Raw genomic sequence first — 24,614 nt, 5'->3', positions numbered from 1 at the left:
AATACAGCTTTATGGTGTTTTCTATTAGCTCAAGAGTCAGTTATACATTTGTTGTAAAAGGAAAGGCATTACCATGAGCATGTCTCGAAATGGAATGCCCGCAGATAAAGACCTGTTAAAATTCTTTTTCTCCTTATTAATATCGAAAATTTTATTTCTTCGATACTTACTTGAAATACGACAGAAACAGGCAGTTAAAGATTAAATATTAATTTAACAAATTACCGAATTCAATTGAAATTAAATAGCCAGTCATCGGTAGAATACCGACAACTGGTCGTTAAATACAAGGCATTTTGGACCTGACTCACTTTTTATGGTTAGTCCCCACCATAGTAATAATAATACTTTGAATCTTTCGCTTTTTTCATATTGAGTACAGCTCCAATGATTTTGCCTTTTGCAGAAGCTAATAAATCTTTTGATTTGCGAGCTGCCTCTTGTTCCGTGTTCCCACTGCTAATAACTAAAATCGTTCCATCAACCTTATTTGCTAATATTTGCGTATCTGCAACCGCTAATATAGGAGGCGTGTCGAACAATACTATATCGTACTGAGTCTTAGCTAATTCGATGAATTGTGACATCGCCTCTGAACCAAGCAACTCCGCAGGGTTCGGTGGAATCGGTCCACACGTTAAGATCGTTAAGTGTTCAACCTCTGTTGGTTGTATTACATCTGTTAATGTTGCTTGTTTGGTAATCACGTTCGTTAAACCTTTGACGTTTTTCAAGTTAAACGTGTAGTGCACTGTTGGTTTACGTAAATCGGTATCAATTAATAATACCTTTTTGCCTTGCTGGGCAAAGGCAACCGCTAAATTCGAGACTGTCGTCGATTTACCTTCTCCAGGACTTGAAGATGTTACTAAAATAGTTTTGTATTCCTGATCAAATGAAGAAAATTCAATGTTGGTACGTAAAGTTCGGTATTGCTCCGTAATGGGTGAACGCGGGCTATCAATCGTAATAAGCTGGCGTTCTAGTGCAACTTGACGTATTGGTTTTTGTCTTCTGTTAGCCATTGCTATGCTCTCCTTCCAATTGAAGCTTTTGTTGTACCTTATCCAACTTGACTTGTTCTTTTTTCTCCATTGAAGAAATGGAACCAATGACTGGTATGCCTAGTAAACTTTCAATCTCTTGTTCTGAATTCAACGTATTGTCTAAATAGTCCAATAGTAGTGCTAAACCCACACCTATCATTAATCCAACGACCATTGCAATTGCCATAAATTTTATTTTGTCAGGTTTAATGGGAGCTTGATTTTCTGTTGCTTTGGCTTTTGATAGTAAATTAACATTATCCACATTCATAATGTTTGAGATTTCTCGTTGGAAAACCGTTGCCGTCGTATTGGCAATATCACGAGCGACAAATTGATTTTGATCTTGAACTGTAATCGTCACAACCTGCGAATTTCCATCCCCTGAAACATTAATTTTCGATATCAAAGCTTCCGTTGTTATTTGTTCAATTGACAACTCATTACGAACAATATCTAAAATCGCTGGGTCTTTAATGATCACATTGTATGTGTTGATTAGTTGTATGTTCTTTTGAATTTCACCCGAATTGGGAGATGCTGTGTTTTCTTGTACAAGAAGTTTTATAGATGCTTGATAAACGGGTGTTAAATAAAAGTAGCTAACTAATCCCACAATCAATGTTGATAAAATTGTCAAAGAGATTATTAAAATGAAGTATTTCTTTAATGGTTGGATAAGTTCTTGCAAGCTATTAACTTCCATAATTCAAAAAGTCCCCCTATATACTCAATAATTCACCAAATTATAGCACAAATATTATTAAATAGTCTGACTTTCTTTGTCGTAATTTGGAGTACTATCAATAGTATTATCTTAAGCTGCTTCAATAATGAAAATTTAAATAATGTTTAGAAAAATGCTTGGTAAACTCTATTTGTGGTGGCTGTGCCAGGGGCAAACCAACAAAAGTTATAACTAAGACAAGGTGCGTCAAGAAAAGAAGAGAGCGCACTTTTGGTAAACTAAAAAAAATAATGACGAAGTGATATCCATTTTGATTGTGACTGGCACCTTCTCCCCTTCTGGTACCTGTGTGTTTTGGACCTAATTGTGCCACCCACTTGCCACCCACTAAGAGATAATTTGACCTACCCATCGGCTCCTTCTATTCAATTGCTCAAAATAAAATTATGGCCTTCTTTTTTAGGTCTATTTCCTCTCATTAAACAAGAAAAATTCAATTTTACCCCGTTTTTTTCCTTCAAAATTAAATTTTGACCGTCTTTCATTATCTTGCTGAGCCTTAGAGGCACTTGCGATTCAGCTTTCACATACGGTATGCTAATTGAAAAGTCTGAAAGTTGGTGACAAGTTGTCGTCATACATATTATGTGTTGGATTAAACGGCTTGAAAGGACAGGTCATTAAAGTAGAAGCGACGGTCCGTAGTGACAAGGAACAATGCATTATCATCGGCTTGCCGGATGCAACGATCAAAGAATCGCGTGAACGTATCCTTAATAGTCTGCACTCCCTCGCACTAGACATAGAAATGAAGAAAATCACCATTAACCTGTCACCTGCCGATCTAAAAAAATCGGGTACTGGTTTTGACGGAGCGATGTTGCTTGCGGTCATACAGGAACTGCTCAAGAAAAAACTACCGGTCACGGATGACATATGCGTAATTGCGGCACTCTCTCTTGATGGACATTTACTGCATTTTCAAGGCCTCATTCCAACCATTCAACAGGCGATTCAACTCGGCTTTAAACGCATTTATTTGCCACCAATGGACTCAGGCATATTTGCCTATGTTACCGGCACTGAATTGCTGTCGTTTAACCATATTAATGATGTGATCCACCATCTGCAAGGAAAGACGAATCTTTTCTCGATGCCACATAGACCCCCGTCACCTACTGCCATAACGACAAGCGAACCTGAAAGTGATGAAACAACGGAAGACTTCTCAGTCATTCGAGGCCATGAGGATGTTAAACGAGCGATGGAAATCTGTGCTGCAGGCGGTCATCACCTACTAATGACAGGTCCCCCAGGCTGTGGCAAAAGCTTATTGGCACATGCTTTCCATTCGATTTTACCTGACATGACGCATGAAGAAATGCTCGAAGTGTATAGCATCTACCAGCTCACGAACCAACCACGAGGATTCTCGCTACGACCACCAAAACGTGCGCCACATCATACCACTTCCGAAGGTGCCATTCAAGGTGGAGGACGCTATCCCAAACCGGGCGAAATTTCACTTGCCCATCGCGGCGTATTATTCCTAGATGAACTCGGACATTTTCAGCGTCGTGTCATCGATACATTGCGACAACCGCTCGAATCGGGGATTGCCACTGTCAACCGAGTGGAAGGTTCACTCGAATTTCCTGCCGCCATAAATTTAATTGCCGCCACCAATCCATGTCCATGTGGCTACGCCGGCTCAAGTGAACGCTATTGCACATGCAACGATAAACAAATTTTGAAATATATCATGAAAGTGACGGGTCCGATTCTAGATCGCATCGATTTTGTTCTTCAATTGAAGAGCGTGGGCATCTTCACTCAGGCTAAAGGCGAATCTTCTGCAGTTATTCGTTCACGCGTCACCAAAGCCCGCACAATTCAGCGAACACGGTATGGCAAAAATATCACCAACTGCATCGTTCCAATTAAGAGTTTCGAGCAATATATGAACATGACCTCTGATCAATTGCAGTTTGTTCAACAGGTTTGTTTTCAAGAGAAATTAAGCAGTCGCTCTACTATCAAGATCCTGCGTCTGGCCCGAACGATTGCTGACTTGGCAGGCACTGAACATGTGTCGGATGAGCATCTGGCGGAAGCCATTGACTGGAAAAAGAAAGCATCTGCCATTCATACTGCAATGACGCGTGGTGGCTGATGATGGGGAGACGCAAACGTAATTGGCATCCAACTGGTTGGTTTCATATTGTGATGCGTGGAAATAATCGCGAACGCATTTTCCGCACGCCCGAAGATATGGCTGCATTTATTGCAGCAATTGACGAATGTAGAGAGCGTTACCGATTCACAATCATTGCCTTTTGCATCATGACGAATCATTACCATTTGCTCATCAAGTCACCGGACGTTCCGCTTGATAAAATTATGGCTCGTATCAATCGACGGTATAGTGATTATTTTTCAAAAAAATATAACCATGTTGGCCGTATTTATGAAAAACGCTATTATTCGAAGGAAGCAGATAGCCCTTTTGGAATTTTGGCTGTTAGTAGTTACATCCATCGTAATCCGATTGATACGAGAAAGCCTATGGTCGAGCATTTGATTGATTATCCATATAGTTCTTTTCCTATGTATTGTTCGCAGGACCCTGCACCAAAGTCGTGGCTTGATTTAGACATCCTTCCGACCTGGTTACCTGTTGGCATTAATCAGTCTCGACATAATTATAGTTTGTACTGTCAGCTTTTTCGTCAAGCTACTGAAGAGGACAAGAGACTTAATCTTTTGTTAAGTGACGATGCGTGGTTATAGCGATGATTCCTGGGTGGCACCTTTCCCCCTTTTGGTACCTGTGCATTTTGGGCATAATAGTGCCACCCGACACAAAATGCGTGGGTAAAATTTGGCACATGAAGGTTTCCGGCTCGCTTTGGACAGCATAACCGTTGCATCATAACCTAGAGAATAAGAAGAAATGTTGATGTGACGCTGTCACATCAACATTCTTCTTTTTTAAAGGCAATTTTGCGGCGGATGTGCGTCCGTCGTTCGCCTACAACCTTGACGTGCATAGTGTTTTGGGTTTGGTTTACGAGAGAATAGGCACTTACTATCTAGAAAAAAAGCCGCCGAAGATGAAATTTTCGGACGCTTTTAGCTAACTTTAAAGAATCACTCTATGTTCTTTAAATGAAGAGTTTCGCTCACTTTCCCGTACCTGTGTAAGACACCAATGTCCTTCAATTTCTGGCTTACACAGGTACGCAAAATCCTGGCTTGAAGCGAGCGCAGCGTAGAATATCGCGAACAAAAAAGTGGCAAATCGGCTAGCCGTGCCACCCATTTATCACTTGTGCCTTTCTTTCTGTAACGAGTGTAGCGAGAGTGTCATCATCTAACACTGCTTCGAGCTAGGTTTTCAGCTCGCTATGGACTGCAAACCCGCCGCATCATAACCTTGAGAATAACCAACTTACCTCTTATTCTCCCACTCGATTTCATCTGAAGGATCCAATGTCTCAAGCTTTATCTGAAACCCTTCATAAACCATTACCATCTTGCCGATTTCATCCCATGTGTACGATTTTCCGTCAACAACCAATTTAGGAACGACATCCTCATCAGGATTATAGGCAATTATCCCAGCCAAGCGGTTGTTTTTCATCGTATTGTACGATTGGCCGTTTGGAAACTGTCCTTGCTCCACATACTTCTCTGCCATTCCACGCTCCGCTTTCGCGATTAATTGCAGAAACAACTCATCTTGATCTACATCCAATTCACCATGAACGATAAACTGATAGCCATCCGATTCTTCTGCGTTCGCTTCCATGATGATACCAATTGGATCCAAGCGCTTTCTCAAACGCAAACGGTGTACCTTCCCTTCACCATCTCGAATCGTAACACCTTCCGGATAGCTCGTTGCTTTTACCCCTAGTTTTTTAAACATTTTCTCGTTATAACAATCCAAACATAAAAGCTCTGTACCGAAATGTATATAAGCATCGGTATTTCCGCACAGTTGGCATTCGTACATCCCCGCCACCTCTTTCACTTCTTTTTTCACTCATTCTCTACTTGTTTCCGTCCCTAGCTCGCGAATTATTATGAATAAATTATTACGGAAGAGTTCTATACGACACCTATCCTAACAGAAACCACAGGTACCCGTTTTTTAGTAGGGTTCAATATAGGAAGTTCTGTGATTGGTACTTCTTCTTTACCCAGAAAACAATGGTTTTTAACTATGCCATCTATCTATTTAACATAATAGGTATCCTAATTGAGGTCAATTCATTTGGTGCCTTCACATTTTTCAGTGATGTGCCGACCAGAAATGCCATGCACCCTGGGATAAATCATGTAGGTTCGAAAATTTCTACTATCCGGTCCGCCCTTATACGATTATGACACAGCTTAAATAATTGATCTAAAAAGGTTTCAATTTCTAGAACTGAAGAGGGTACTGGAATTGTCATCGTAGTAGTACCAAAGGTTTGCTTAAAATATGATTTCCTAATGTCATTTTTGCCATCCCTTTTTAAAGGGTTGTATTTCCACGAAAGTGAGGTGGCACCATCTTCGTCTATTGTCCGGTTTAACTCGGCAATGGTTGTTGATTTATCATGCGCGTAAATGACTAAATAATAGTTGTCATTTCGGTGCCAATCGATGAATAAGAAAAAATAGGAATCTTGTCCAATTTTAGCTACTTCAAAGGCAGATATGATTGGTTTTCCATTCGCCCATTGATGGAACTGAGTTAAGGTATCATTGAATGTGTCTAATTTATTCAATTCATAGGTTGTAGAAGTAGACTCATTCCAGCGTTCTAAATAATTACTGACCATCATAGCCTGCTTTTTCTCCAAGTTAGCATCTCCCTATTTTTTACTTACTTACTCCTCGTTACTGAATAAATCAGTAATACCTGATTCTTAGTAACTTTATATTATCATAGAGAGGTAAGTACATAGGCTATCCACTCGGCAAGGATTCGTAAAAACAACTCAAATAATCCTGTAAGATATCACCATAAACCGTGCATATCATCGCTGTGTATACAAACTTAGCTGAATTAATGGCCACAGTACTGACTTGCTTTTTCTTCCTCTGAATATTATTAATAACTGAGTAACCATTGTTTTCAGGTCCTCCTATTTGGTAGGGGTGGGTATCGGAAGTTCTGTGATTGGTGATTGAAAACAATGGTTTTTAACTATGACATCTATCTATTTAACATAATAGGTACCCGAATACTCACGTGGTGAATACTCATGCGTGGTTAAAGTTACGTAAATGAAGGTTCAATGATTTTGGTTTACTAGATTGGTACCACACTCTATCATAAGTATCGCTGAAGATGCTGGCCGCTCGTAGCTACTTTAAAATATCTCTCCACGTTCTTTGAATGAAGGATTCCAAACACTATAAAAGCTTGATACTTATCCCTGGACGCAAATTTTTCAACTAATTCTTTCATTAATAACAGAAAGTTCTTACATTTTCGAGTGGAATATATTATGATAAAAAGAGACATGTAAGAGTACATGTTACAAAGGAGTGAATTGATATATGAGATTTAATGTTCATGTAATAATGGGGTTAAATGATGATTCAGTTGAACTTGCAAACAAGTTAAAAGAAAATTACGAAGTTGTATATATATGTGATGACAGCGTTGATGGCCTAGAAAAACGCGATGACTTTTTCCATGTCCACGAAGACTTTATCCATGCTATGGACCCTCTCCTTACTAAGGTTATTGTTTATGAACCACCCTATAAAACTGGCAAGATAGTTAATAAATCAAGATCGTTTGTTATGGAGAGGAAGAGTCCTGTTGAAGAGGATTAAGCTTTAGGGATTTAGAATTAAAAAGCAGCTGAGATTGTATTTTCAGCTGCTTTTTTGCGTTTAGAATTTATAAAAATGTGTAGGGTTTTCTTTCAAAATCCTATTCAGGTAGAATACATAAACGGCGGCAGATCCAACTCTGGCGAAACATTTTTAAAAAGATTTACCATTGTATCGGCTCCGTTTTCCGGCTCGCTTTGGACGGCAAACCTGCTGGCAAACTTCATCTATTCACGGTGTCTAAAGTTGCCACCCATGATGAATTTTGATGCTATTTCTGATAAGATCGGGTGATAATTAGCAAATAAATGATACACTTCATAATTGTTTATCAAAATTATCCGATTTATTTGTTACGGGTGGCACCACTTAAATTATGACAATTTATAATATTGATTATTTATTCAGAATTAATTTCAAGAAACCCATTGTCTACAGCTTTTATAGATTTTTTCATGCAATTGTAGTGTATTTTCTGAATAGTTTTTTACACAGGTACCCGATTTCACAAAAAAAACCTAGCAACTGTCTGATCGCTAGATTAGAAATACTATTATGCACTTGTATTTAAATATTTATATCTTGTATTTTACAGGTAGTTGCAATTTCTCATGGAGTGAAAAGGATTTTGTTGCCAAACATCAATTATTAATTCGTTGCTCAATATTAAAAACCTTTTCATCCAGTTCTACATATCTCGCTTTTAGAAACTTGCTACTGTTTTCATTTTTATTTGCCATAACATTTAGTAATGACATTATTTATGTTGGCTCATTCTCTTCTAAGCGATCCAGTTTACTATTTACAGTAACAAATTCGCTTCTCACTTCTTCTCTGAAATCACTACTAATCTTTTTCTCTTCAATAAATTCCTGTTTAAAGCTTTTCAATTCTTTCGTTAATTCCTGAATGGCTTGTAAAATTTGATTGTCCATACTATCCACCTCTTGTGGTTATTATATCGTTGATTTTAGAATATGTATAGAGCTCCAAACACCCAAAATAACACCCCTAAAAAACAAACATATGTTCTTTCATTAGTGCCTTGCCTTGTTATTTTTCTCCAAAGAAGCCACCAACCCAACTGAATCTCTTAAATGACAATTCATATCAGTATCTAATGGTGCCACCCAGGCTAAATTTTGATGCTATTTCTCATATAAAAGAGTAATAATTAGCAAACTTGATAATTGTTTAACAAAATATTCTCTTTAAATTGTTATGGGTGGCACCACTTAAATTATGACTATTTATAAAATTGATTATTTATTCAGAATTAATTTCAAGAAACCCTTTTCCTACAGCTTTTATAGATTTTTTTATGCAATTGTAGTGTATTTTCTGAATAGTTTTTTACACAGGTACCCGATTTTAGCAATTGATGGAAAAATGTCGATGAGAGAACGCCATGGTATCAAAGAATAGTCTGTTTCATGCCACTACCAAAAGGTAGTGGCTATCTTGATGACCGAGCTGGCTCAAAAATCTGTCTCGATTGGCTCAAAACTTTGGCACAGATGGCTCATTTCAATGGCTGTAATCACTGGGGCTTCAATCATAAGAATGAGGAGGTCGCCCGAGCGACCTCCTCATTCTTATGATTGGTTCTCTGATGTCCGAAGTGGTTCTCAAACTTGTCCTAGCTGGTTCTATTTTATGGCACAGCTGGTTCTCGAGCTTGTCTTTCTTCAAAAGGTGCCACCCATGATGAATTTTGATGCTATTTCTGATAAAATCGGGTGATAATTAGCAAATAAATGATACACTTCATAATTGTTTATCAAAATTATCCAATTTATTTGTTACGGGTGGCACCACTTAAATTATGACTATTTATAAAATTGATTATTTATTCAGAATTAATTACAAGAAACCCTTTTCCTACAGCTTTTATAGATTTTTTTATGCAATTGTAGTGTATTTTCTGAATAGTTTTTTACACAGGTACCCGATTTAGTAAAAAATTCTCTTTCCAGAGAAGCATGCCGCAGATGAACGGTACCTGCCTGATATGGACTACGTCCATAAAGAAATGGCGAAGAATGGAGTCACGCTGTCTCTTCTCTGGCATGAATACGTCCTTGTCTGCCGGAACGGGAAAAAGATCCCCTACAGCTATCGACAATTTTGTAGGGAATACAATAAGTTCGCGACTTCGACCAAAGCGACAATGCGGATTAAAAGAAAACCAGCTGAATCCCTTGAAGTCGATTGGGCAGGATCAACCATGGAAATACGCGATAGAGAGACTGGTGAAATTCACAAAGTTTATTTGTTTGTCGCATCACTGCCTTGCAGTTCCTACTCATACGTGGAAGGCTTCTATTCGATGGATTCACTTAGTTGGATTACCGGGCATATCCACACCTTTGAGTTTATCGGCGGTATAACGCGTACAGTGGTGCCTGATAATCTGAAGACAGGAATCGAAAAGCCGTCTTCTACAGAACCGGTTATCAACCGTACGTATCAAGAATTGGCCGAGCATTATCAGACGGTCATCATGCCAGCACGAGTACGAAAACCAAAGGACAAGCCAAGTGTAGAAGGAACCGTTGGAACGATCACAACCTGGATTATTGCTTCATTGAGAAATCAGGTTTTCTTCACGCTAAGCGAATTAAACGAAGCTGTTTGGCTCAAATTAGAAGAATTTAATCAGAAAGAGTTTCAAAAGAAAAAAGGAAGCCGGCTTACAGCCTTTTTGGAAGAAGAAAAGTTTGCGCTTCTCCCCCTTCCTGCTTCCCGATATGAGATGGCTCACTGGAAAAAAGCCACTGTACAACCAGACTATCATATTTCGGAGGACAAGATGTATTATTCTGTGCCATACGAATACATCAAACACGTGGTGGAAACCCGTGTCACACGGACGATGGTTGAGGTGTTCTTTAACAACTTCCGAATTGCCTCCCATAAGAGACAGTTTGGGAAAGAGGGGCAAGCCTCTACCAATTTCGAGCATCTGCCTGCAAAGCATCAGCAGTTTCTTACGTTTACGCCTGAGCATTTCATTGATTGGGGAGAGTCCATCGGACCCTTCACAGCAAAAGCCGTCAAAACCATTCTAATGAATGGAACAAATGAAAAACAGGCTTTAAAGCTTTGTCTGGCGCTTTCCAAGCTCGTTACGCAATACAGTGAGCGAGAACTTGAAGTGGCGTGTGAAAAATCGTTGGCTTTCTCACCAAGAGTGAGCCTGAATTCGTTAAGGACGATTCTGAAGACAGAACGTGAGATCACGACTACCAATCATCCAAAAAAGAAAAATATCAGTCATTCTAACGAGCATGGCTTTGTCAGAGGGGCAGATTATTACGGGAGGAAAGACAAATGACGATTGAATCCACCATTACAAAACTTAATGAGATGCGCTTAAGTGCCATGGCGGAGATGTATTATAGCCAAATGAACGACCCACAATATCAAGAGTTGTCGTTCGAAGATCGCTTCAACTTATTAATTGACAGCGAATACATTCGTAGGAAAAATAACAAACTGGAGCGACTTATCCGGAATGCGAATTTGCGGATGCCAGACGCTTGTATTGAGGACATCCATTATCTTGAAGATCGAAAACTAGACCGAGCCACCATCCTGCGCTTGGCCAGCTGCAATTACATTGGTGAAAAGCAGAATGTCATCCTTAAAGGAGCTTCTGGAAACGGAAAATCCTATCTTGCGTGTGCGTTAGGTGTCAGTGCCTGCCGGACGGGCTACACCGCCAAATATATCCGCTTACCTGACCTATTAGATGAGCTTGCCCTTGCACGATTAAATGCCACTTATCAAAAGAGTATGAAAGCTTACCGCAAGGTAAACTTATTAATCTTAGACGAGTGGATGCTAGTCTCTCTGACGGAAAATGAAGCACGAGATGTTTTAGAAATCGTTGAAGCAAGGCATCAGAACGCTTCTACTGTCTTCTGTTCTCAGTTTGAACCAAGTGGCTGGTATGAACAAATTGGAGAAGCAACCTTGGCCGATGCCATCCTTGATCGTGTGATCCATAGTTCACATTCAATTTTTATTGATGGGAAAATTTCAATGCGCGAAAGACTGGGGCTTCAATCATAAGAATGAGGAGGTCGCCCGAGCGACCTCCTCATTCTTATGATTGGTTCTCTGATGTCCGAAGTGGTTCTCAAACTTGTCCTAGCTGGTTCTATTTTATGGCACAGCTGGTTCTCGAGCTTGTCTTTCTTCATTCGGGACTTCCACCCTATAGATTACGCCCATGTTGGGCGCACATATTTAATGCCCACCTATTAAATAGGTGGGCATTATTTTTGGCTTACTATCAATAATACAGTCAAAGATTTAATTTCGGCTGCTCTTGAGTCTCCTATACAGTTTCGAACGGCAACTAATTCATAAGAGAGTCTAAAGGTGCCACCCATGCTGAATTTTGATGCTATTCTGGATAAAACCGGGTGATAATTAGCAAAAAAATGATACAATTGATAATTGTTTATTAAAATTATCCGATTTATTTGTTACGGGTGGCACCACTTAATTTATGAATATTCATAAAATCGATTATTTATTCGGAATTATTTTCAAGAAACACGTTACCTACAGCTTTTTTAGATTTTTTTATGCAATTGTAGTGTATAATCTGAATAGTTTTTTACACAGGTACCTGATTTACTAAGGACCGAATAAGTGGGGTAAATTCTTAGGAGACCCCACTCTTACCACAGCAATTCTAGATCGACTTCTACATCTTAGTGAAATAATCTCTTTTAGTGAAGAGGATGACAGCTTAAGAATGAAATACCGTAAAACTTTGTTTTCCGAAATAAGTGTTCAATCTTAATTGCGGAAAACTGTTCAAAACTAATTGACGAAAACTGTTCATTCTTACTTGACGGTTACAGCAAGAACTACCAGAGAAGAAAGAGTAAACTGCGCTGGATATGAGTACCCCAACTTATTAAATAGAGATTTCAATGCAATTCTTCCGAATCTAAAATGGGTGATGGATCTATCTGAAATCAAGGTAGAAGGTGCGAAATTGTTCATCTCAGCCATCATCGATTTGTTTAATAGAGACCTTATCGCGTTGGTTGTTGGTTCCAGACCGACCTATGAATTGGTGGAAGCTACTCTGAACATGGCATTAAAAGAGCGTGACCTACAATCGATGAAAGGCATTCTACTCCATACGGATCAGGGAAGTGTATTCAGATCACATCAACATCATATTCAATCACAGAAACTTGGTTTCATCTCAAGCATGTCAAGAAAAGCCAACTGTTGGGACAACGCTGTCATGGAAAGCATTTTCTCCCACTACAAAACGGAATTCGAGGTTCATTTTCCATTGAATAATTATGCACAAGCGAAAATCGATTTACTTACCTTCCGCATCTACTTCAATGAGGAGAGAAGTCAAAAACGTTTGGGTTATAAGACATCCAAAACCTTTTTAGAGGCGCACTTGAAGTCTTTAATACAGGAATAAAATTTTGTCCGAAAAAAAGGGGTCAAACCACAGGTACCCGATATTTATTATCACTACTGTATTCTATAGTTTATAAACACCATCAAAAGAACAAATATTTTTAGTATCAAGAATAATCTTACTTTTAATAACATCCAAATTATTTTTAAGATGGTCATGACCAACCATAAGGACGAGAATTTCTATTTCGTTAATAAATTCTTCAAAGTGTATAAACTGATGATTAACAATTTTTTCTTTTATAAATGGGTCAAACACTTTAACTCCGAATGATAAATGCTCATCCATTCTTTCTAATAATTGTAGAGTTGGACTCTCACGTGTATCATCAACGTTTTCTTTATATGTCAATCCATATAAACCAACCTTCGTAATATCTTTTATATTATTTTCTCTCATAATACCTCTAATTCTACTCAATACATGTGTAGGCATAGAATCATTAGTTTTTCTGGCAGTTAAAATTAAATTTGTTAAATCAGGATAGTCACCAACCAAAAACCATGGATCCACGGAAATACAATGACCTCCAACACCAGGGCCAGGTTGTAATATATTGACTCGTGGATGCATATTAGCAATTCTAATAATCTCATAAACATCCATATTATCAGAACGACAAATTTTAGCTAACTCGTTAGCAAATGCAATATTGATATCTCTGTATGTATTCTCTACAACCTTAGACATTTCCGCTGATCTTATATCGGTTACAACTATCTCTGAGTTACAAAAGCTTGAATATAATTCTCTAACCTTCTCTCCTATTTCTAGGTTATCTGCACCAATTGTTCTTGAATTATGCTCTAATTCATAAATCATATTGCCAGGAATTATTCTTTCTGGAGCATGTAATAGATGTACATTTTTTCCAATAACAATACCCCTTTTTTCTATTTCAGGACGAATGTATTTATCAATTGTACCAGGTGAAACAGTTGATTCTATAATTAATATTGTTCCTTCTTCACAGACATCAAGGACACTGTTCACTGCTGAAATAACGTATTTTGGATCAAGCTTCTTACTTTCTTTAATATAAGGTGTTGGAACGGCAATAATATAAGTATCTGTCTTTTCATATACTGTTGTAAATTCGATATTATTAGAAAGTGCTTTTTGATATACATCCTCGAGTCCCTCTTCTTCAAATGGAAGCATACCTTCAGATAATGATTTTACTAGATTAGCATTGTAATCAGTTCCTACTACCTTAAGTCCACTTTTGGAAAACATTAGAGCTGTGGGTAATCCAATGTAACCTAAACCTACTATATTAATGATTGACATATTTTCTCTTACCTCCGTTGTTATAGCCTAAAAATCAAGTCTTTTCTAATACCAGTTAATATATAAGACCTTAAATTGATTATTAAATCATTAATTTTAAGATTTATAATATAATTTTTAAAAACTCAATAAATTACCAGGATTTTTTTATCCACTTAAAAAATATATTGTAATCAAAACTTTGCAAAAAGATTTATTTTATGAAGTAATAAAAATTGATTTATTTAAACGCTCTCTATTTGATTAAATTGAAGGTTCCTTCTCTTTATTTTATAGACTGTATTCCCTTGAATTTATATATTTTACCATAACCATTAGATATCAAATTACTAAATTCATTAACTTTGAAATCTTTATTACAACAATCAATAATTAACAATTCCTTCTCCTTTATTATAAATTCCCTTGTATGCAAAATATTTCTATATCTACATGATAATTTTATATGATTATGTCCTTTTTCGATGAGGTTACATCTAGTATCATTTTTCATACTAAATAATTTATCCTTATCAATATAATTTTGTTCTTGCCCTTCCACTGAAATCGTGTTATGAATATTTACTGAACGGAATTGATTTCTCCTATCACTCGATGGAGTATACAAATAAGTTCCCGGATCAAGTACAAGATCACTTCCACAAATGTTTAATTCGAAAGAAAGCTTATCATTATGAGTATGTCCTGCTGTACCATTTTGCCCGTTGTCAGAAGCGCATATACTTAAATACAACTTATTACTACGAAATAAATAAATGCCAAAGTCTGTGTATTCAATATATTGCATATTATTTAAATCAATAGCTTCATTAAATTTAATAATTGTTTCTTTTCTATACTTTAGTGGCTCATTATTATCAAATACTTTAGTGGAATTTCTACGAATATCTTTAGAACACACATCATACTTTGTATTTTTTGATAACATTTTTACAATATTATACTCAATAGGGAATTTCCTTTTTGCATCTTCAAATTCAATTCTATTAAACAAACCTGAATATGATGATATCATCGTTTCACAGTTCAATATATTTTCATCCCAATACCACTGCTTAGATGTTTTATAATTAGATAGGTTAATATATATTTCAATTGCTTTTTCCGTTTTCAATAAATTTCCGCAAGGGGATAGTTTAAAAAACCTTCCATTATCATTGTCTCCAACTTGACAAATATCTCCATTTTCCTTAGTAATATCAACAATAAATTTCCCGATTCTATACAATTTCTGAATTAAATATTCATCAATCAATCTTCCTGTATCAAAATCAAAATAAGCCAGAGCCTTTTTAAGCTCTTTGTTTGTAATTCTTTTCAGAATTTTTTCTTTTCTATCAGTTTTTAATACCCCACTTATCAACGCAAATGAATAGACAACAATTTCACCGCTTAAGCGATGATAAGTTGTTGAAGCCTCAAAATTACTTCCATCCTCATTAAATTGCTCTTCAACACATTTAATAAGCTCTTTTATTGAAAATATTAACCATTTATCTGTCTCCTTGTTACTTTCTAAATAAGCACTAACAAATAATAAACCAGCTATATCCGCAAGATAATGGTTCCCGTTAAAATTATCAGATTTTTCCAAATTATTAATTATATGCTTACCGTGATCATAAACTGATTGAATAAATATTTTTTTGAATTCTTTATCTAATATATTCTTACTATCTACCGTATTAATTAAATCATAAGCAAATACCATATTTGCAACTCTTATTCCAACATCCATTGTACAAGTCCAATTTACTCCCATACGAGGAGGATTCATCAAAATGAAATCTAATATTTGGCTACGAATCTCTAAAATAGACTCATTAGTTTTTTTAATATCACCTTGCATTTGAGCAAATATTGCTAACTGCGGTAAATGCTGCATTCTAGATAATTCCCAAGGTACTTTAATATCGTAACCTTTTCCACTTTTTATTTTTTGATTTCTATACCAATTTTTTTCATTAAATCTATACCCACTTTTAAAATCCAACTGCCAATCTATTGGTTCATATACATAATTTTCATCTTTAAGTACATTAAATTCTTTTATTCCATCCACCAAAACATTCCAGACGTTTATGGAATAATCCATATGTGATTCCCGTAATAACTCTTTGAACCAAATTTCATCATATTTAATTTCTGCAATATTTATTTTACTATCAAATTTTATACCCTCTACCCCACAAGCTACCATTCCATATTTAACATTCACCCATCCACTACCTAATAGATCAAAATAATGATTCATATATAAGGAATGTAAATTGTTTATAACATCTTTGGAATAGTTGTCATTATAATTGATTTTTATTTCTTTTTCTAAAATTCGATTTATTTTCACACTTCTATTTGCTCTTCCAAAAGTAGAGTGATTTTCATCATACCATTTATTGAATATACACCCGATTAACCCCTGTATTTTAGTCAGAATTTTAAAGATTATTTCTTTCAAACTTCGTCCTTTTAACTTTCGTATTATATTTTCCATTATTTTCGCTCCAAATATCGTATTCAAAATTTTTAATCAGTCTTCATAATTAATCGTTTCCCATAAAAACGAGAAGACATATTAAGAATCCCCATAGCAATTAACATAGATAAAGCTGTTCCCAGACCGCCGTATATAGGTATCAAGATAACATTTAATAATACACTAACACCTATATTTAAAAGATTATTTATTACCATAAATTTATACTTTTTTTCTCTTAACAATATATTGTTATAAGGCGATCCTGCAAATGAGATTAGTGATGAAATACACAATATCCTGAATATGTTAATTGAGTCTGGATATTTTCCGCCATCAATGATTGGTATTATCCATGGTGCGATGAGTATTGCGATCCCAACTAACACAATAAATAACAAAAGTATTTTATCATATTGACGATATAGTTTTCTTAATTCATCATTACTTTTAGCATTATTAACTGTAGGTAGAAGCACACTATTTACACTAGTCAAGGCCATTAATAATAAGCTATAATATTTTCTTCCAGAAGCATACGATGCCAACATAAAATCACTACCCAATAATCCCAATAAGAGAACATCAACCTCGTTAGAGATAGCTATTATACCTAAATTCATAAATAGATATAGTTGATTACTTACAAATAACACCTTAACAATTGCGAATATATTTTTGTTAAAACTAAAACTTTTATCTGTATATAATATTTTTATTAGAAATATCGATGCCGATATTAATGAAATAATTTGTACTACTATTATTGATTTTAAAGACATTTGTTCCTCTGCAAATAAATATAGACTTGATACAAAAATACAAAAAAGAAAAACTCTAATAATTTCAATTAATGTAAAATATCTAAACATACTTTTTTGTTGGTATACAGTTCTAACAAAGCTAAAGATACACGTACCGATTAACAATAGGATAACAAGCCAATAATGATTTCCTATATAAGCTTTAAATGGTAATCCTACAATTGCTAAAACAAAAATCCCAATTAATTGAATTACAAGAATATTAAATTGTTGATTTTTTATTCTTTCAAAATCAAGTATATATATGCGATTAAATCCAGTTAATATTATACCGGAAATTATTGTTACAATTGATGTAATAATTGCATAATCAGCATAATCTGTTGTGGTCATCCCTCTTATCAATAGAAATGAGGTGATAACTGAAAATATTTTAGAAAAAATATCGGCTGTAAAAACTTTAAAAACTGTTTTCATATAATTTTCCTTTATCATAGTTATTGTCTTATTTTCGCCTCGGTTTATACAACGTTTTTTGATTTCTTCCTTTCTATATTTTTGAACTGAAACCAACTGTTATTATTTATCAACATAAGCATAAAGATAGCAAGTATCAATCCATATACAGTAAGTACCACAAAAATAGTCGCTCCTGTTATTACATATACCTGGATAATTAGAATAGATATATAAGTATTTATTTTTAGACCTGAGGTTACCTTGTCGATTAATTTAAAGAAAATAGCATATATTGCTGGAATTAATATCAATCCTAAAAGTCCATAAGAATATGCACTTCCAAATAATCCCGTGTTAGCACTTATTTCATTGTTATTGAAATAAGTTCCACCCAATATATAAGGTACCCCATCAGAATAAGGATAATCGATAATAAATCCTAGCTTTTCAAACAAACCTGCAAGGGGTACAGCAGATGGTCGGTTTGTAAAATAATCATAATAGAGGTTACTCAAAATCGCTGGCAAATAGTATAACCTTATAAGTAAACTATCAATTAAGAATGAAGATTTACCTAAAATATATTCTAGATAAGTAGCCACATTTAATAATACCAATATTATAGTTATTGAATTGATGTAGTGTTTTTTATAGAAAACGTATGCAGCTAAAGACAGAGGCAAAATAAATAAAGCAGTTTTTTGAGTATCAATACTGTAAAGTAATATTTGGAAATACATTAGCAAAACTAGTAAAAACCAGTTTTTTCTTTGAAAAAAGTATATTCCGGCAAATGGAAGAACAATATACATTGCATTATTTCGTAGATATGTTACCACTGTTCCCATATTAGCCTTACGCGCATCTAATCTTAATTTGTAAATATCTTCTAAACTCAATGATAAATTAAGCCTTAATCCGTTATACTGCCAAGATAAAACAACAGCAAACAAACAAAATATGAAAACTAGTCCTAACCAAATTTGATATTTTGTATCATCAGATAATTTCCTCTTATTTCCTAATACTAAATTCCGTTGTTTAACATTACAAAATAAATATGTAGATATTAACAGAATTGACCAAAATAAAATAAAATATAAAATATATCCATATTCGAGATTGGCAAGACCAAATAAAGATACTGATGGAATAAAACTCATTATAAAAAGTCCTAATATAATTATCTCAGATGCTTTATCTTTCGTTACTAAAATGTACCTTTTTATGAAAATTAATGCAATAATAAATATAAACCATGAAAATACATATTTAAATATATTTACTTCTAAACTAAATACACCTCTTGATAATAAAATGTCTTTAGTATAATATTCACTCAATAGATTAACATATAAGAAGTCTAATGAAATTCGAAATAAAATTATCCCAAAAATAATATGGTCTTTCCTTTTATTAACTTTCACATTTTTCAACATAGATTACTCTCAACATCTTCAAGTAAATCCAAATATTGTTTACAAACGTTTATGATATCAAACTGATCTATTTCTATTTTTGTTGCTTCTTTATAATCTTCATTCATAAAGGAAATAATTTTATCTTTTGGAATCTCATTTTGCTTAAAAGATAAAATAGGCCTACCAGATAGAGAATAATCAATAAGTTTTGAAGGAATTTGATTAGATGTACTATTTTCAATATTAATCAAAAAATCCATCTCACTTAACATTGTAATACATTGATTCCTTGGAATTAAATTATGTATTTGCAAGCGATCCCCTAATATCTCTTTATATTTAAGTAATATGTCCGTATAAATAGGTCCATGTGTAATTGTATACAAAACAAACACAAAATCACTGTTTATTTCCGTTAAAAAAGACAAAAACTTTTCAGGATTACGAATATCCTTGTAAAATATGCCTGCATAACCAAAAGTCACACGTTTATTTTTCTTGTACGGTACCACTTTAATTGCAGAAAAATCAAATCCTTGTGGAATTATCTTAATTTTACTTTCACTTGTAAATTTAGTGAAATATGAAACTGCTGCTTTAGTTGGAATAGTAATATAATTAAATTGGGAACAAGCAAAAATTTGCAATTTGTTAAAATATGGAGCCAACATTTTATCTCCAGTTTTATAAAATGGATCACTCCAATCCGCAATATAGACACTACCTTCCTTTTTATGTCTTCTTATTTTAAGAGCTGTCACAAAATTTACATAAAAGGGAAGTCCAATAGCTATTATAGTGTCATATTTTTCCATATTAATATTTTTGTATAAATAAAAACCTGTTGTCAGTAAAAATCTATCTCCAACAAAATAGTTAACAGCGTCCTTTATTTTTGAAAGTAAGCGATTATTTGAAATCTTAGCTACATGTTTATTACTTACATCTTTATTCTCAAACAACTTATCGTGATATTCTTCAGCTGTCACTAACTGTTTATAATCTCCTATAAGGACATCAACTAAATATCCTTTTTTCACCAATTCAGTTACTAGCTCTTTTGTTCTAAAAGCTCTAGGCACGTTCCTTGGGAAAAACCAGTGCGTTACAATTAGTATTTTCTTCATATAATTCTCCTTACTGAGTTAATTTCATAAAGTCTAAACCTAGTCCTATAAACGCTCTCGTGAAATAAAAAACAGGCACATCCCAAAATTAGGTATAATGCAAACGACTAAACAACCTCTTTCGAATGGAGTGATTTTTTACGACAATAGTAAAGCAAATAAACTTTCTTGACTTCCAAAATTTTTTTTGAAATGTGAACGAAGAACGTGGTCCGATGACGATCGCTCATCTCAACATTTATTAAGGGTACCCCTTCAATTAAAGATTTTTCAGAAGTTTACATAATTTTGTGTTTTAGTTTGATTTTGCTTTTTAGTTTCAGACAATGTTCCCTCTGAAGTATCCCTCCACTCACGCAAAATGTTGGTGGACGAACATCTATTGGGTTGTCAGATGGCTTTAATCGAGATGGACAACTGGGGATTAATCGGATAAGTATTTTGAGTCTTGTGATGCAATGAAACCTTTTCCTAAAAAAAGAGCCTGTTAGCTCCTAGAACAGTAGGTGCAAAAAGACCAATTAAATGAAACAACAGAGATTGCACTGTCTTAAAATGATTTAATCATATTTTATTTATCAATTAATTATTTAAAGGAAATTTAAATATATACTTTCCAATTTTTTCGCTTCTTTTTTTATATCAAATCCCGCTCTCTTTACCTTTTCTATCTCATTTACTCTATCCTCAGAATTGTTATCTTCTAGTATTAATTTAGCCCATTCTTTAAAGCTTGATTTTAAACTAATATACCTTAATTTTTCAGTTACTTTCGCTTCAACAGGAACAACGTCAGAAGTGTAACAAGACAATCCAGTAGCTTGTGCTTCTATCAGCACAATACCTAGTCCTTCATAAAGTGAAGGTAATACAAAAGTATCCATTGCCTGAAAAAGATCTTGTACATCATTTCGTTGACCTAGAAATAGAACTTTATCATTTAAATTTTCAAGTTCTACTTTCTGTATAATTTTTTCTTCTAATGGTCCAATTCCTATTAGTATAAGTATGCTTTTGGGCTCTTTTTTTAAAACTTCAATGAACACTTTAATCAAAAAATCATGGTTCTTTTGGGAATTAAATCGACCAACGTGCCCAATCACAAACTTATCATTTATACCTAATAACTTACGCATTTTCACTCTGATTTCTTTATTATATCTGAATTTTTCACAATCTATCGCATTATTAATTATCTTAACTTTCCCAAGTCGGAAATATTTTTTGCCATATAAAAATTTTCCAGCCGCTTCTGAACATGCAAAGTATCGATTAACATTTTTTTTTAAAGGAAAACATAGTAATCTATTACGTAGTGCATTTATTTTTTTATCAGAAAACCTTGTAGTATGACTGTGAGCAATAATATGCTCAATTCCATATCTACGTGCTATTGGTGGAATAAAATTATTAAGATATACCTCATGTAAATGTAGTATTTTATAATAACTAGAATTTTTTTTAAAGAAGTTTTCTATATTACTTTTATATTCTTTTGTAAGACCAGGCTTTGGAATAATGAATACACGGCCGCCTAACCTCTTAATTTCTTCAGCATATGTAACATCTCCATCCAGCCAATATACAAAGTCAAATTGTATACTATCCCTATTAATATTCCTATAATAGCTCATAATAAAACTCATTACTCCACTACTGACACCAATAGTTGACACGACATGCAAAATTCTAATCATATTAATGCCTAATCCCTTTCTAAAATAGTAGTTTGTAATGCATCGTCATCTATTTAGTAATTGGATTCTTTCAATATTGATATTTCGATACTTTTTTACACCCTTTATTATGTACCAAATTAAATAATATATAGAAAGTATCGGATTCATACCAACAAATCGGTAGGTTCTATAGGCCATTCCCAAGGATTTTAGTTTATTACCTGACTTGGAATTACTTGAAATTCTATAAATTAATAAAGGTTCATTAATACCATAAGCATAATTTCCAATTTTTAAAATACGTAGCCACGAGCCAAAATCCTCATGAGTGTCGTCTTTCTCCATTTTGTATTTTTCCATATAACTCTTCTTAATTAATACAGAAGAACAAGAAATAACATTTTGTTTCACTAACTCTCTAAAAGAAACCTTTTCGGGAACTTCAAGTATACCACTATATGGTCTACTTTCTTCATCAATAAATGAAGAGCCTGAGAATATGAAATCAGCACCCGTTTCCTTTGCATAGATCAATTGCTTTGTTAGTTTTACTTTTTCCCAGCAATCATCACTATCTAAAAATGCTATCCAATTGCCTTTGGCTAATGATACTCCTCTGTTTCTGGTGGCTGATACCCCTTGATTTTTTTCATTTACATATAATCTTATTCGAATATCAATTTCAGAAAATTTTTCTAAAATTTTCATAGTATCATCGTTCGAACCATCGTCAATTACAATTAATTCATAGTTTTTATATGTTTGAGCTAATACTGATTTTATTGACGCAGTTACAAACTTTTCGCAATTATATACGGGCATTATTATACTTACTAATTCCTCCAATTTTCCATATCTCCTTCTGTTAATTTTATTGATTCTTTTAATCCTACTACACAGTAATCTGATTTACTTTGTTCAAAAACCAGATTACCAAAAACCTTATTAACTACTCTACTTTTTCTACAGAGTAATCTGATTAGTGGATTTGCTAACTTAGTCAATACAATTTTCTTTTCATGTACCTCGGCAATGAGCCTTATCATCTCACTTGTATTGGTGTACTCTGAATTCTGTGGTAAATATATTCCACTCATACAATTTTCAATTACAACTTTTACGAATTCCGATAGATTATCAATATATAACATGCTACGTTGATTATTTATTGCAGGAACTACCGGTAATTTCAACGCGACCTTTGCTAATCTTGGATAATTCCCTTTGCAATTCTTCCCGTATACCATTGGAACCCTGAGTATTGCTATTCTAAAATTCTCGTTTTTTAGTGACATGATTTTCTCTTCTGCCTGGAGCTTAGAAATTCCATAGTTACTCGTGGGTTTAGGAATACTTTCTTTTCTTATTACACCTCGTTCAATACCATAAACACTCATAGAACTAAGAAATATAAAATGTTTAACTCCATCATCTTTAGCTTTCATAGCAAGCGCAACAGTGAGATCACGATTAACCTTAAAATACAAATTAGTATTTTCTTTGGTTTCTCTAGTATGTGCTATTCCGGCAACGTGGAATACAACATCATATATTGAAAAGTCTAATTCCTTCCATTTATCAGTTCTACATGATATAAAATCTATTTTGTATCTTTCATAAGTCCAATCTGCAAAAGCATTACCTATATAACTATTTTCAGCTGTAATAAGTATTTTCTTCATCTTATTGTCCTTTCATCCATCTTGTTTCAATACAATATATTGATATAGAAGTTTTTATTTTATCAATCTACCAGTTCCACCTTCAACAATGCCATCGCTCTTACTAATACTAACCACTGTCCCAAAGAAACACTTTACATCCATCCTAAAGCTAATCTTCTCAAAGTACTCTCCATCTAACTTTGCTTTGATTTCTATAGGAAGCTCATCTCTTCCATTAATCTGAGCCCAACCAGTCAGACCAGGAGGTATACTATTAGCTTTATATTTATCACGTTCAGCTATCAAATCATACTGATTCCAAAGTGCAGGTCGAGGACCAATAATGCTCATATTCCCAACAAAGATATTCCAGATTTGCGGTAGTTCATCAAGTGAAGTCTTTCTAAAAAACTTTCCCATTTTTGTAATGTATTGCTCTGGGTTATCAAGTAAATGAGTTGGGATATCTTTAGGGGCATCTATTTTCATAGTTCGAAATTTCAATATATTGAAATGAGTTTTATTAATTCCTACTCTATTTTGTTTAAATAGCACTGGACCTTTTGAATCCATTTTGATTGTAATAATTAATAACAAAAATATAGGAGACAATACAATAAGTCCTATTAAAGAAAGGCAAATATCTATCAATCTTTTTATAACCATATACATTATTTTCACACTCCAATTTCCAA

At 34.3% G+C, this 24,614-nt stretch carries 22 protein-coding genes and 1 pseudogene; 8 read left to right on the top strand and 15 right to left on the bottom strand.

Annotated elements, in window-relative coordinates; genetic code table 11:
• Positions 1 to 320: 320 nt before the first annotated feature.
• The 3 genes from C406_RS0104045 to C406_RS0104035 all read right to left on the bottom strand — a co-directional run bounded on the left by C406_RS0104045 (position 321) and on the right by C406_RS0104035 (position 2,107).
• Complete coding sequence (locus tag C406_RS0104045) at positions 321 to 1,025, bottom strand: CpsD/CapB family tyrosine-protein kinase (protein ID WP_017379313.1); 705 nt, start codon at positions 1,023 to 1,025, stop codon at positions 321 to 323.
• Positions 1,018 to 1,752, bottom strand: a complete 735-nt coding sequence (locus tag C406_RS0104040) for a YveK family protein (protein WP_017379312.1) — start codon at positions 1,750 to 1,752, stop codon at positions 1,018 to 1,020. Before C406_RS0104040 ends, C406_RS0104045 begins: the two co-directional genes overlap by 8 nt.
• Before the next feature lie 121 nt (positions 1,753 to 1,873).
• On the bottom strand, positions 1,874 to 2,107 hold the full coding sequence (locus C406_RS0104035) for a hypothetical protein (protein ID WP_155966693.1): 234 nt from the start codon (positions 2,105 to 2,107) through the stop codon (positions 1,874 to 1,876).
• 228 nt (positions 2,108 to 2,335) lie between these two features.
• Here C406_RS0104035 and C406_RS20100 point away from each other — a divergent pair, with 228 nt between their 5' ends.
• Positions 2,336 to 3,907 (top strand): YifB family Mg chelatase-like AAA ATPase, encoded by a 1,572-nt coding sequence (locus C406_RS20100; protein WP_155966692.1) that lies wholly within the window; start codon positions 2,336 to 2,338, stop codon positions 3,905 to 3,907.
• A 2-nt stretch (positions 3,908 to 3,909) separates the two neighbouring features.
• Positions 3,910 to 4,524: a transposase gene (locus tag C406_RS0104025; RefSeq protein WP_017379309.1), complete on the top strand. Its 615-nt coding sequence runs from the start codon at positions 3,910 to 3,912 to the stop codon at positions 4,522 to 4,524.
• A gap of 661 nt (positions 4,525 to 5,185) precedes the next feature.
• Here C406_RS0104025 and C406_RS0104020 read toward each other — a convergent pair.
• Positions 5,186 to 5,752 (bottom strand): DUF7713 domain-containing protein, encoded by a 567-nt coding sequence (locus C406_RS0104020; protein WP_017379308.1) that lies wholly within the window; start codon positions 5,750 to 5,752, stop codon positions 5,186 to 5,188.
• A 322-nt stretch (positions 5,753 to 6,074) separates the two neighbouring features.
• Complete coding sequence (locus C406_RS0104015; protein WP_017379307.1) at positions 6,075 to 6,587, bottom strand: hypothetical protein; 513 nt, start codon at positions 6,585 to 6,587, stop codon at positions 6,075 to 6,077.
• Between the two features lie 703 nt (positions 6,588 to 7,290).
• Here C406_RS0104015 and C406_RS0104010 point away from each other — a divergent pair.
• Positions 7,291 to 7,572 carry a hypothetical protein gene (locus tag C406_RS0104010; protein ID WP_017379306.1) on the top strand — a complete coding sequence of 94 codons (282 nt, stop codon included), beginning with the start codon at positions 7,291 to 7,293 and terminating at the stop codon, positions 7,570 to 7,572.
• Positions 7,573 to 8,333: 761 nt separating this feature from the next.
• On the opposite strand, the gene C406_RS20465 is transcribed toward C406_RS0104010, so the two are convergent.
• Positions 8,334 to 8,507: a hypothetical protein gene (locus C406_RS20465; protein WP_017379305.1), complete on the bottom strand. Its 174-nt coding sequence runs from the start codon at positions 8,505 to 8,507 to the stop codon at positions 8,334 to 8,336.
• A gap of 529 nt (positions 8,508 to 9,036) precedes the next feature.
• On the opposite strand from C406_RS20465, the gene C406_RS0104000 reads away from it, so the two are divergent.
• From C406_RS0104000 to C406_RS0103985, 5 genes and pseudogenes are all read left to right on the top strand, one after another.
• On the top strand, positions 9,037 to 9,315 hold the full coding sequence (locus tag C406_RS0104000) for a hypothetical protein (protein ID WP_017379304.1): 279 nt from the start codon (positions 9,037 to 9,039) through the stop codon (positions 9,313 to 9,315).
• A 220-nt stretch (positions 9,316 to 9,535) separates the two neighbouring features.
• The gene (istA, locus tag C406_RS19280; RefSeq protein WP_272942990.1) at positions 9,536 to 10,909 is read left to right on the top strand and encodes an IS21 family transposase; all 1,374 of its coding nucleotides are present in this window, start codon (positions 9,536 to 9,538) and stop codon (positions 10,907 to 10,909) included.
• A complete protein-coding gene (istB, locus tag C406_RS0103990; protein ID WP_017379302.1) occupies positions 10,906 to 11,649 on the top strand; it encodes an IS21-like element helper ATPase IstB in 744 nt (247 codons plus the stop codon). The genes istA and istB overlap by 4 nt, the downstream gene beginning before the upstream one ends.
• Before the next feature lie 577 nt (positions 11,650 to 12,226).
• A pseudogene (locus tag C406_RS20955) lies at positions 12,227 to 12,391 on the top strand (ATP-binding protein); the annotation flags it as partial.
• A 48-nt stretch (positions 12,392 to 12,439) separates the two neighbouring features.
• Positions 12,440 to 13,039: an IS3 family transposase gene (locus tag C406_RS0103985; RefSeq protein WP_192812577.1), complete on the top strand. Its 600-nt coding sequence runs from the start codon at positions 12,440 to 12,442 to the stop codon at positions 13,037 to 13,039.
• Between the two features lie 63 nt (positions 13,040 to 13,102).
• Here C406_RS0103985 and C406_RS0103980 read toward each other — a convergent pair whose 3' ends face one another.
• The 9 genes from C406_RS0103980 to C406_RS0103940 form a co-directional block, all read right to left on the bottom strand.
• The gene (locus C406_RS0103980) at positions 13,103 to 14,329 is read right to left on the bottom strand and encodes a nucleotide sugar dehydrogenase (RefSeq protein WP_017379300.1); all 1,227 of its coding nucleotides are present in this window, start codon (positions 14,327 to 14,329) and stop codon (positions 13,103 to 13,105) included.
• Between the two features lie 265 nt (positions 14,330 to 14,594).
• Entirely contained in the window at positions 14,595 to 16,823 is a 2,229-nt protein-coding gene (locus C406_RS0103975; RefSeq protein WP_017379299.1) for a heparinase II/III domain-containing protein, read from the bottom strand.
• 32 nt (positions 16,824 to 16,855) lie between these two features.
• On the bottom strand, positions 16,856 to 18,046 hold the full coding sequence (locus C406_RS0103970) for an oligosaccharide flippase family protein (RefSeq protein WP_017379298.1): 1,191 nt from the start codon (positions 18,044 to 18,046) through the stop codon (positions 16,856 to 16,858).
• A 44-nt stretch (positions 18,047 to 18,090) separates the two neighbouring features.
• Positions 18,091 to 19,371, bottom strand: a complete 1,281-nt coding sequence (locus C406_RS0103965) for an O-antigen polymerase (RefSeq protein WP_192812576.1) — start codon at positions 19,369 to 19,371, stop codon at positions 18,091 to 18,093.
• Between the two features lie 89 nt (positions 19,372 to 19,460).
• Positions 19,461 to 20,576, bottom strand: coding sequence for a hypothetical protein (locus C406_RS19275; protein WP_017379296.1), 1,116 nt, complete (start codon positions 20,574 to 20,576; stop codon positions 19,461 to 19,463).
• A 590-nt stretch (positions 20,577 to 21,166) separates the two neighbouring features.
• Entirely contained in the window at positions 21,167 to 22,252 is a 1,086-nt protein-coding gene (locus tag C406_RS0103955) for a glycosyltransferase family 1 protein (protein WP_237740505.1), read from the bottom strand.
• A 66-nt stretch (positions 22,253 to 22,318) separates the two neighbouring features.
• Positions 22,319 to 23,101, bottom strand: coding sequence for a glycosyltransferase family 2 protein (locus C406_RS0103950; RefSeq protein WP_017379294.1), 783 nt, complete (start codon positions 23,099 to 23,101; stop codon positions 22,319 to 22,321).
• A complete protein-coding gene (locus C406_RS0103945) occupies positions 23,089 to 23,937 on the bottom strand; it encodes an NAD-dependent epimerase/dehydratase family protein (RefSeq protein WP_017379293.1) in 849 nt (282 codons plus the stop codon). Before C406_RS0103945 ends, C406_RS0103950 begins: the two co-directional genes overlap by 13 nt.
• 54 nt (positions 23,938 to 23,991) lie before the next feature.
• Positions 23,992 to 24,591 carry a sugar transferase gene (locus C406_RS0103940; RefSeq protein WP_017379292.1) on the bottom strand — a complete coding sequence of 200 codons (600 nt, stop codon included), beginning with the start codon at positions 24,589 to 24,591 and terminating at the stop codon, positions 23,992 to 23,994.
• Positions 24,592 to 24,614 lie beyond the last annotated feature (23 nt).

This window comes from Paenisporosarcina sp. TG-14, from assembly GCF_000297555.1.
Taxonomy (GTDB): domain Bacteria; phylum Bacillota; class Bacilli; order Bacillales_A; family Planococcaceae; genus Paenisporosarcina; species Paenisporosarcina antarctica.
The sequence above is the reverse complement of the archived record's forward strand: the minus strand, read 5'-3'. Positions and strand labels throughout refer to the sequence as shown.

What these genes read in the sequence shown, in the direction of transcription:
- C406_RS0104045 (WP_017379313.1), bottom strand. Translation starts at nt 1,025, where the DNA reads ATGGCTAACAGAAGACAAAAACCAATACGTCAAGTTGCACTAGAACGC.
- C406_RS0104040 (WP_017379312.1), bottom strand. Translation starts at nt 1,752, where the DNA reads ATGGAAGTTAATAGCTTGCAAGAACTTATCCAACCATTAAAGAAATAC.
- C406_RS0104025 (WP_017379309.1), top strand. Translation starts at nt 3,910, where the DNA reads ATGGGGAGACGCAAACGTAATTGGCATCCAACTGGTTGGTTTCATATT.
- C406_RS0104020 (WP_017379308.1), bottom strand. Translation starts at nt 5,752, where the DNA reads ATGTACGAATGCCAACTGTGCGGAAATACCGATGCTTATATACATTTC.
- C406_RS0104010 (WP_017379306.1), top strand. Translation starts at nt 7,291, where the DNA reads ATGAGATTTAATGTTCATGTAATAATGGGGTTAAATGATGATTCAGTT.
- C406_RS20465 (WP_017379305.1), bottom strand. Translation starts at nt 8,507, where the DNA reads ATGGACAATCAAATTTTACAAGCCATTCAGGAATTAACGAAAGAATTG.
- C406_RS0104000 (WP_017379304.1), top strand. Translation starts at nt 9,037, where the DNA reads ATGACCGAGCTGGCTCAAAAATCTGTCTCGATTGGCTCAAAACTTTGG.
- istB (WP_017379302.1), top strand. Translation starts at nt 10,906, where the DNA reads ATGACGATTGAATCCACCATTACAAAACTTAATGAGATGCGCTTAAGT.
- C406_RS0103980 (WP_017379300.1), bottom strand. Translation starts at nt 14,329, where the DNA reads ATGTCAATCATTAATATAGTAGGTTTAGGTTACATTGGATTACCCACA.
- C406_RS0103975 (WP_017379299.1), bottom strand. Translation starts at nt 16,823, where the DNA reads ATGGAAAATATAATACGAAAGTTAAAAGGACGAAGTTTGAAAGAAATA.
- C406_RS0103970 (WP_017379298.1), bottom strand. Translation starts at nt 18,046, where the DNA reads ATGAAAACAGTTTTTAAAGTTTTTACAGCCGATATTTTTTCTAAAATA.
- C406_RS19275 (WP_017379296.1), bottom strand. Translation starts at nt 20,576, where the DNA reads ATGAAGAAAATACTAATTGTAACGCACTGGTTTTTCCCAAGGAACGTG.
- C406_RS0103945 (WP_017379293.1), bottom strand. Translation starts at nt 23,937, where the DNA reads ATGAAGAAAATACTTATTACAGCTGAAAATAGTTATATAGGTAATGCT.
- C406_RS0103940 (WP_017379292.1), bottom strand. Translation starts at nt 24,591, where the DNA reads ATGTATATGGTTATAAAAAGATTGATAGATATTTGCCTTTCTTTAATA.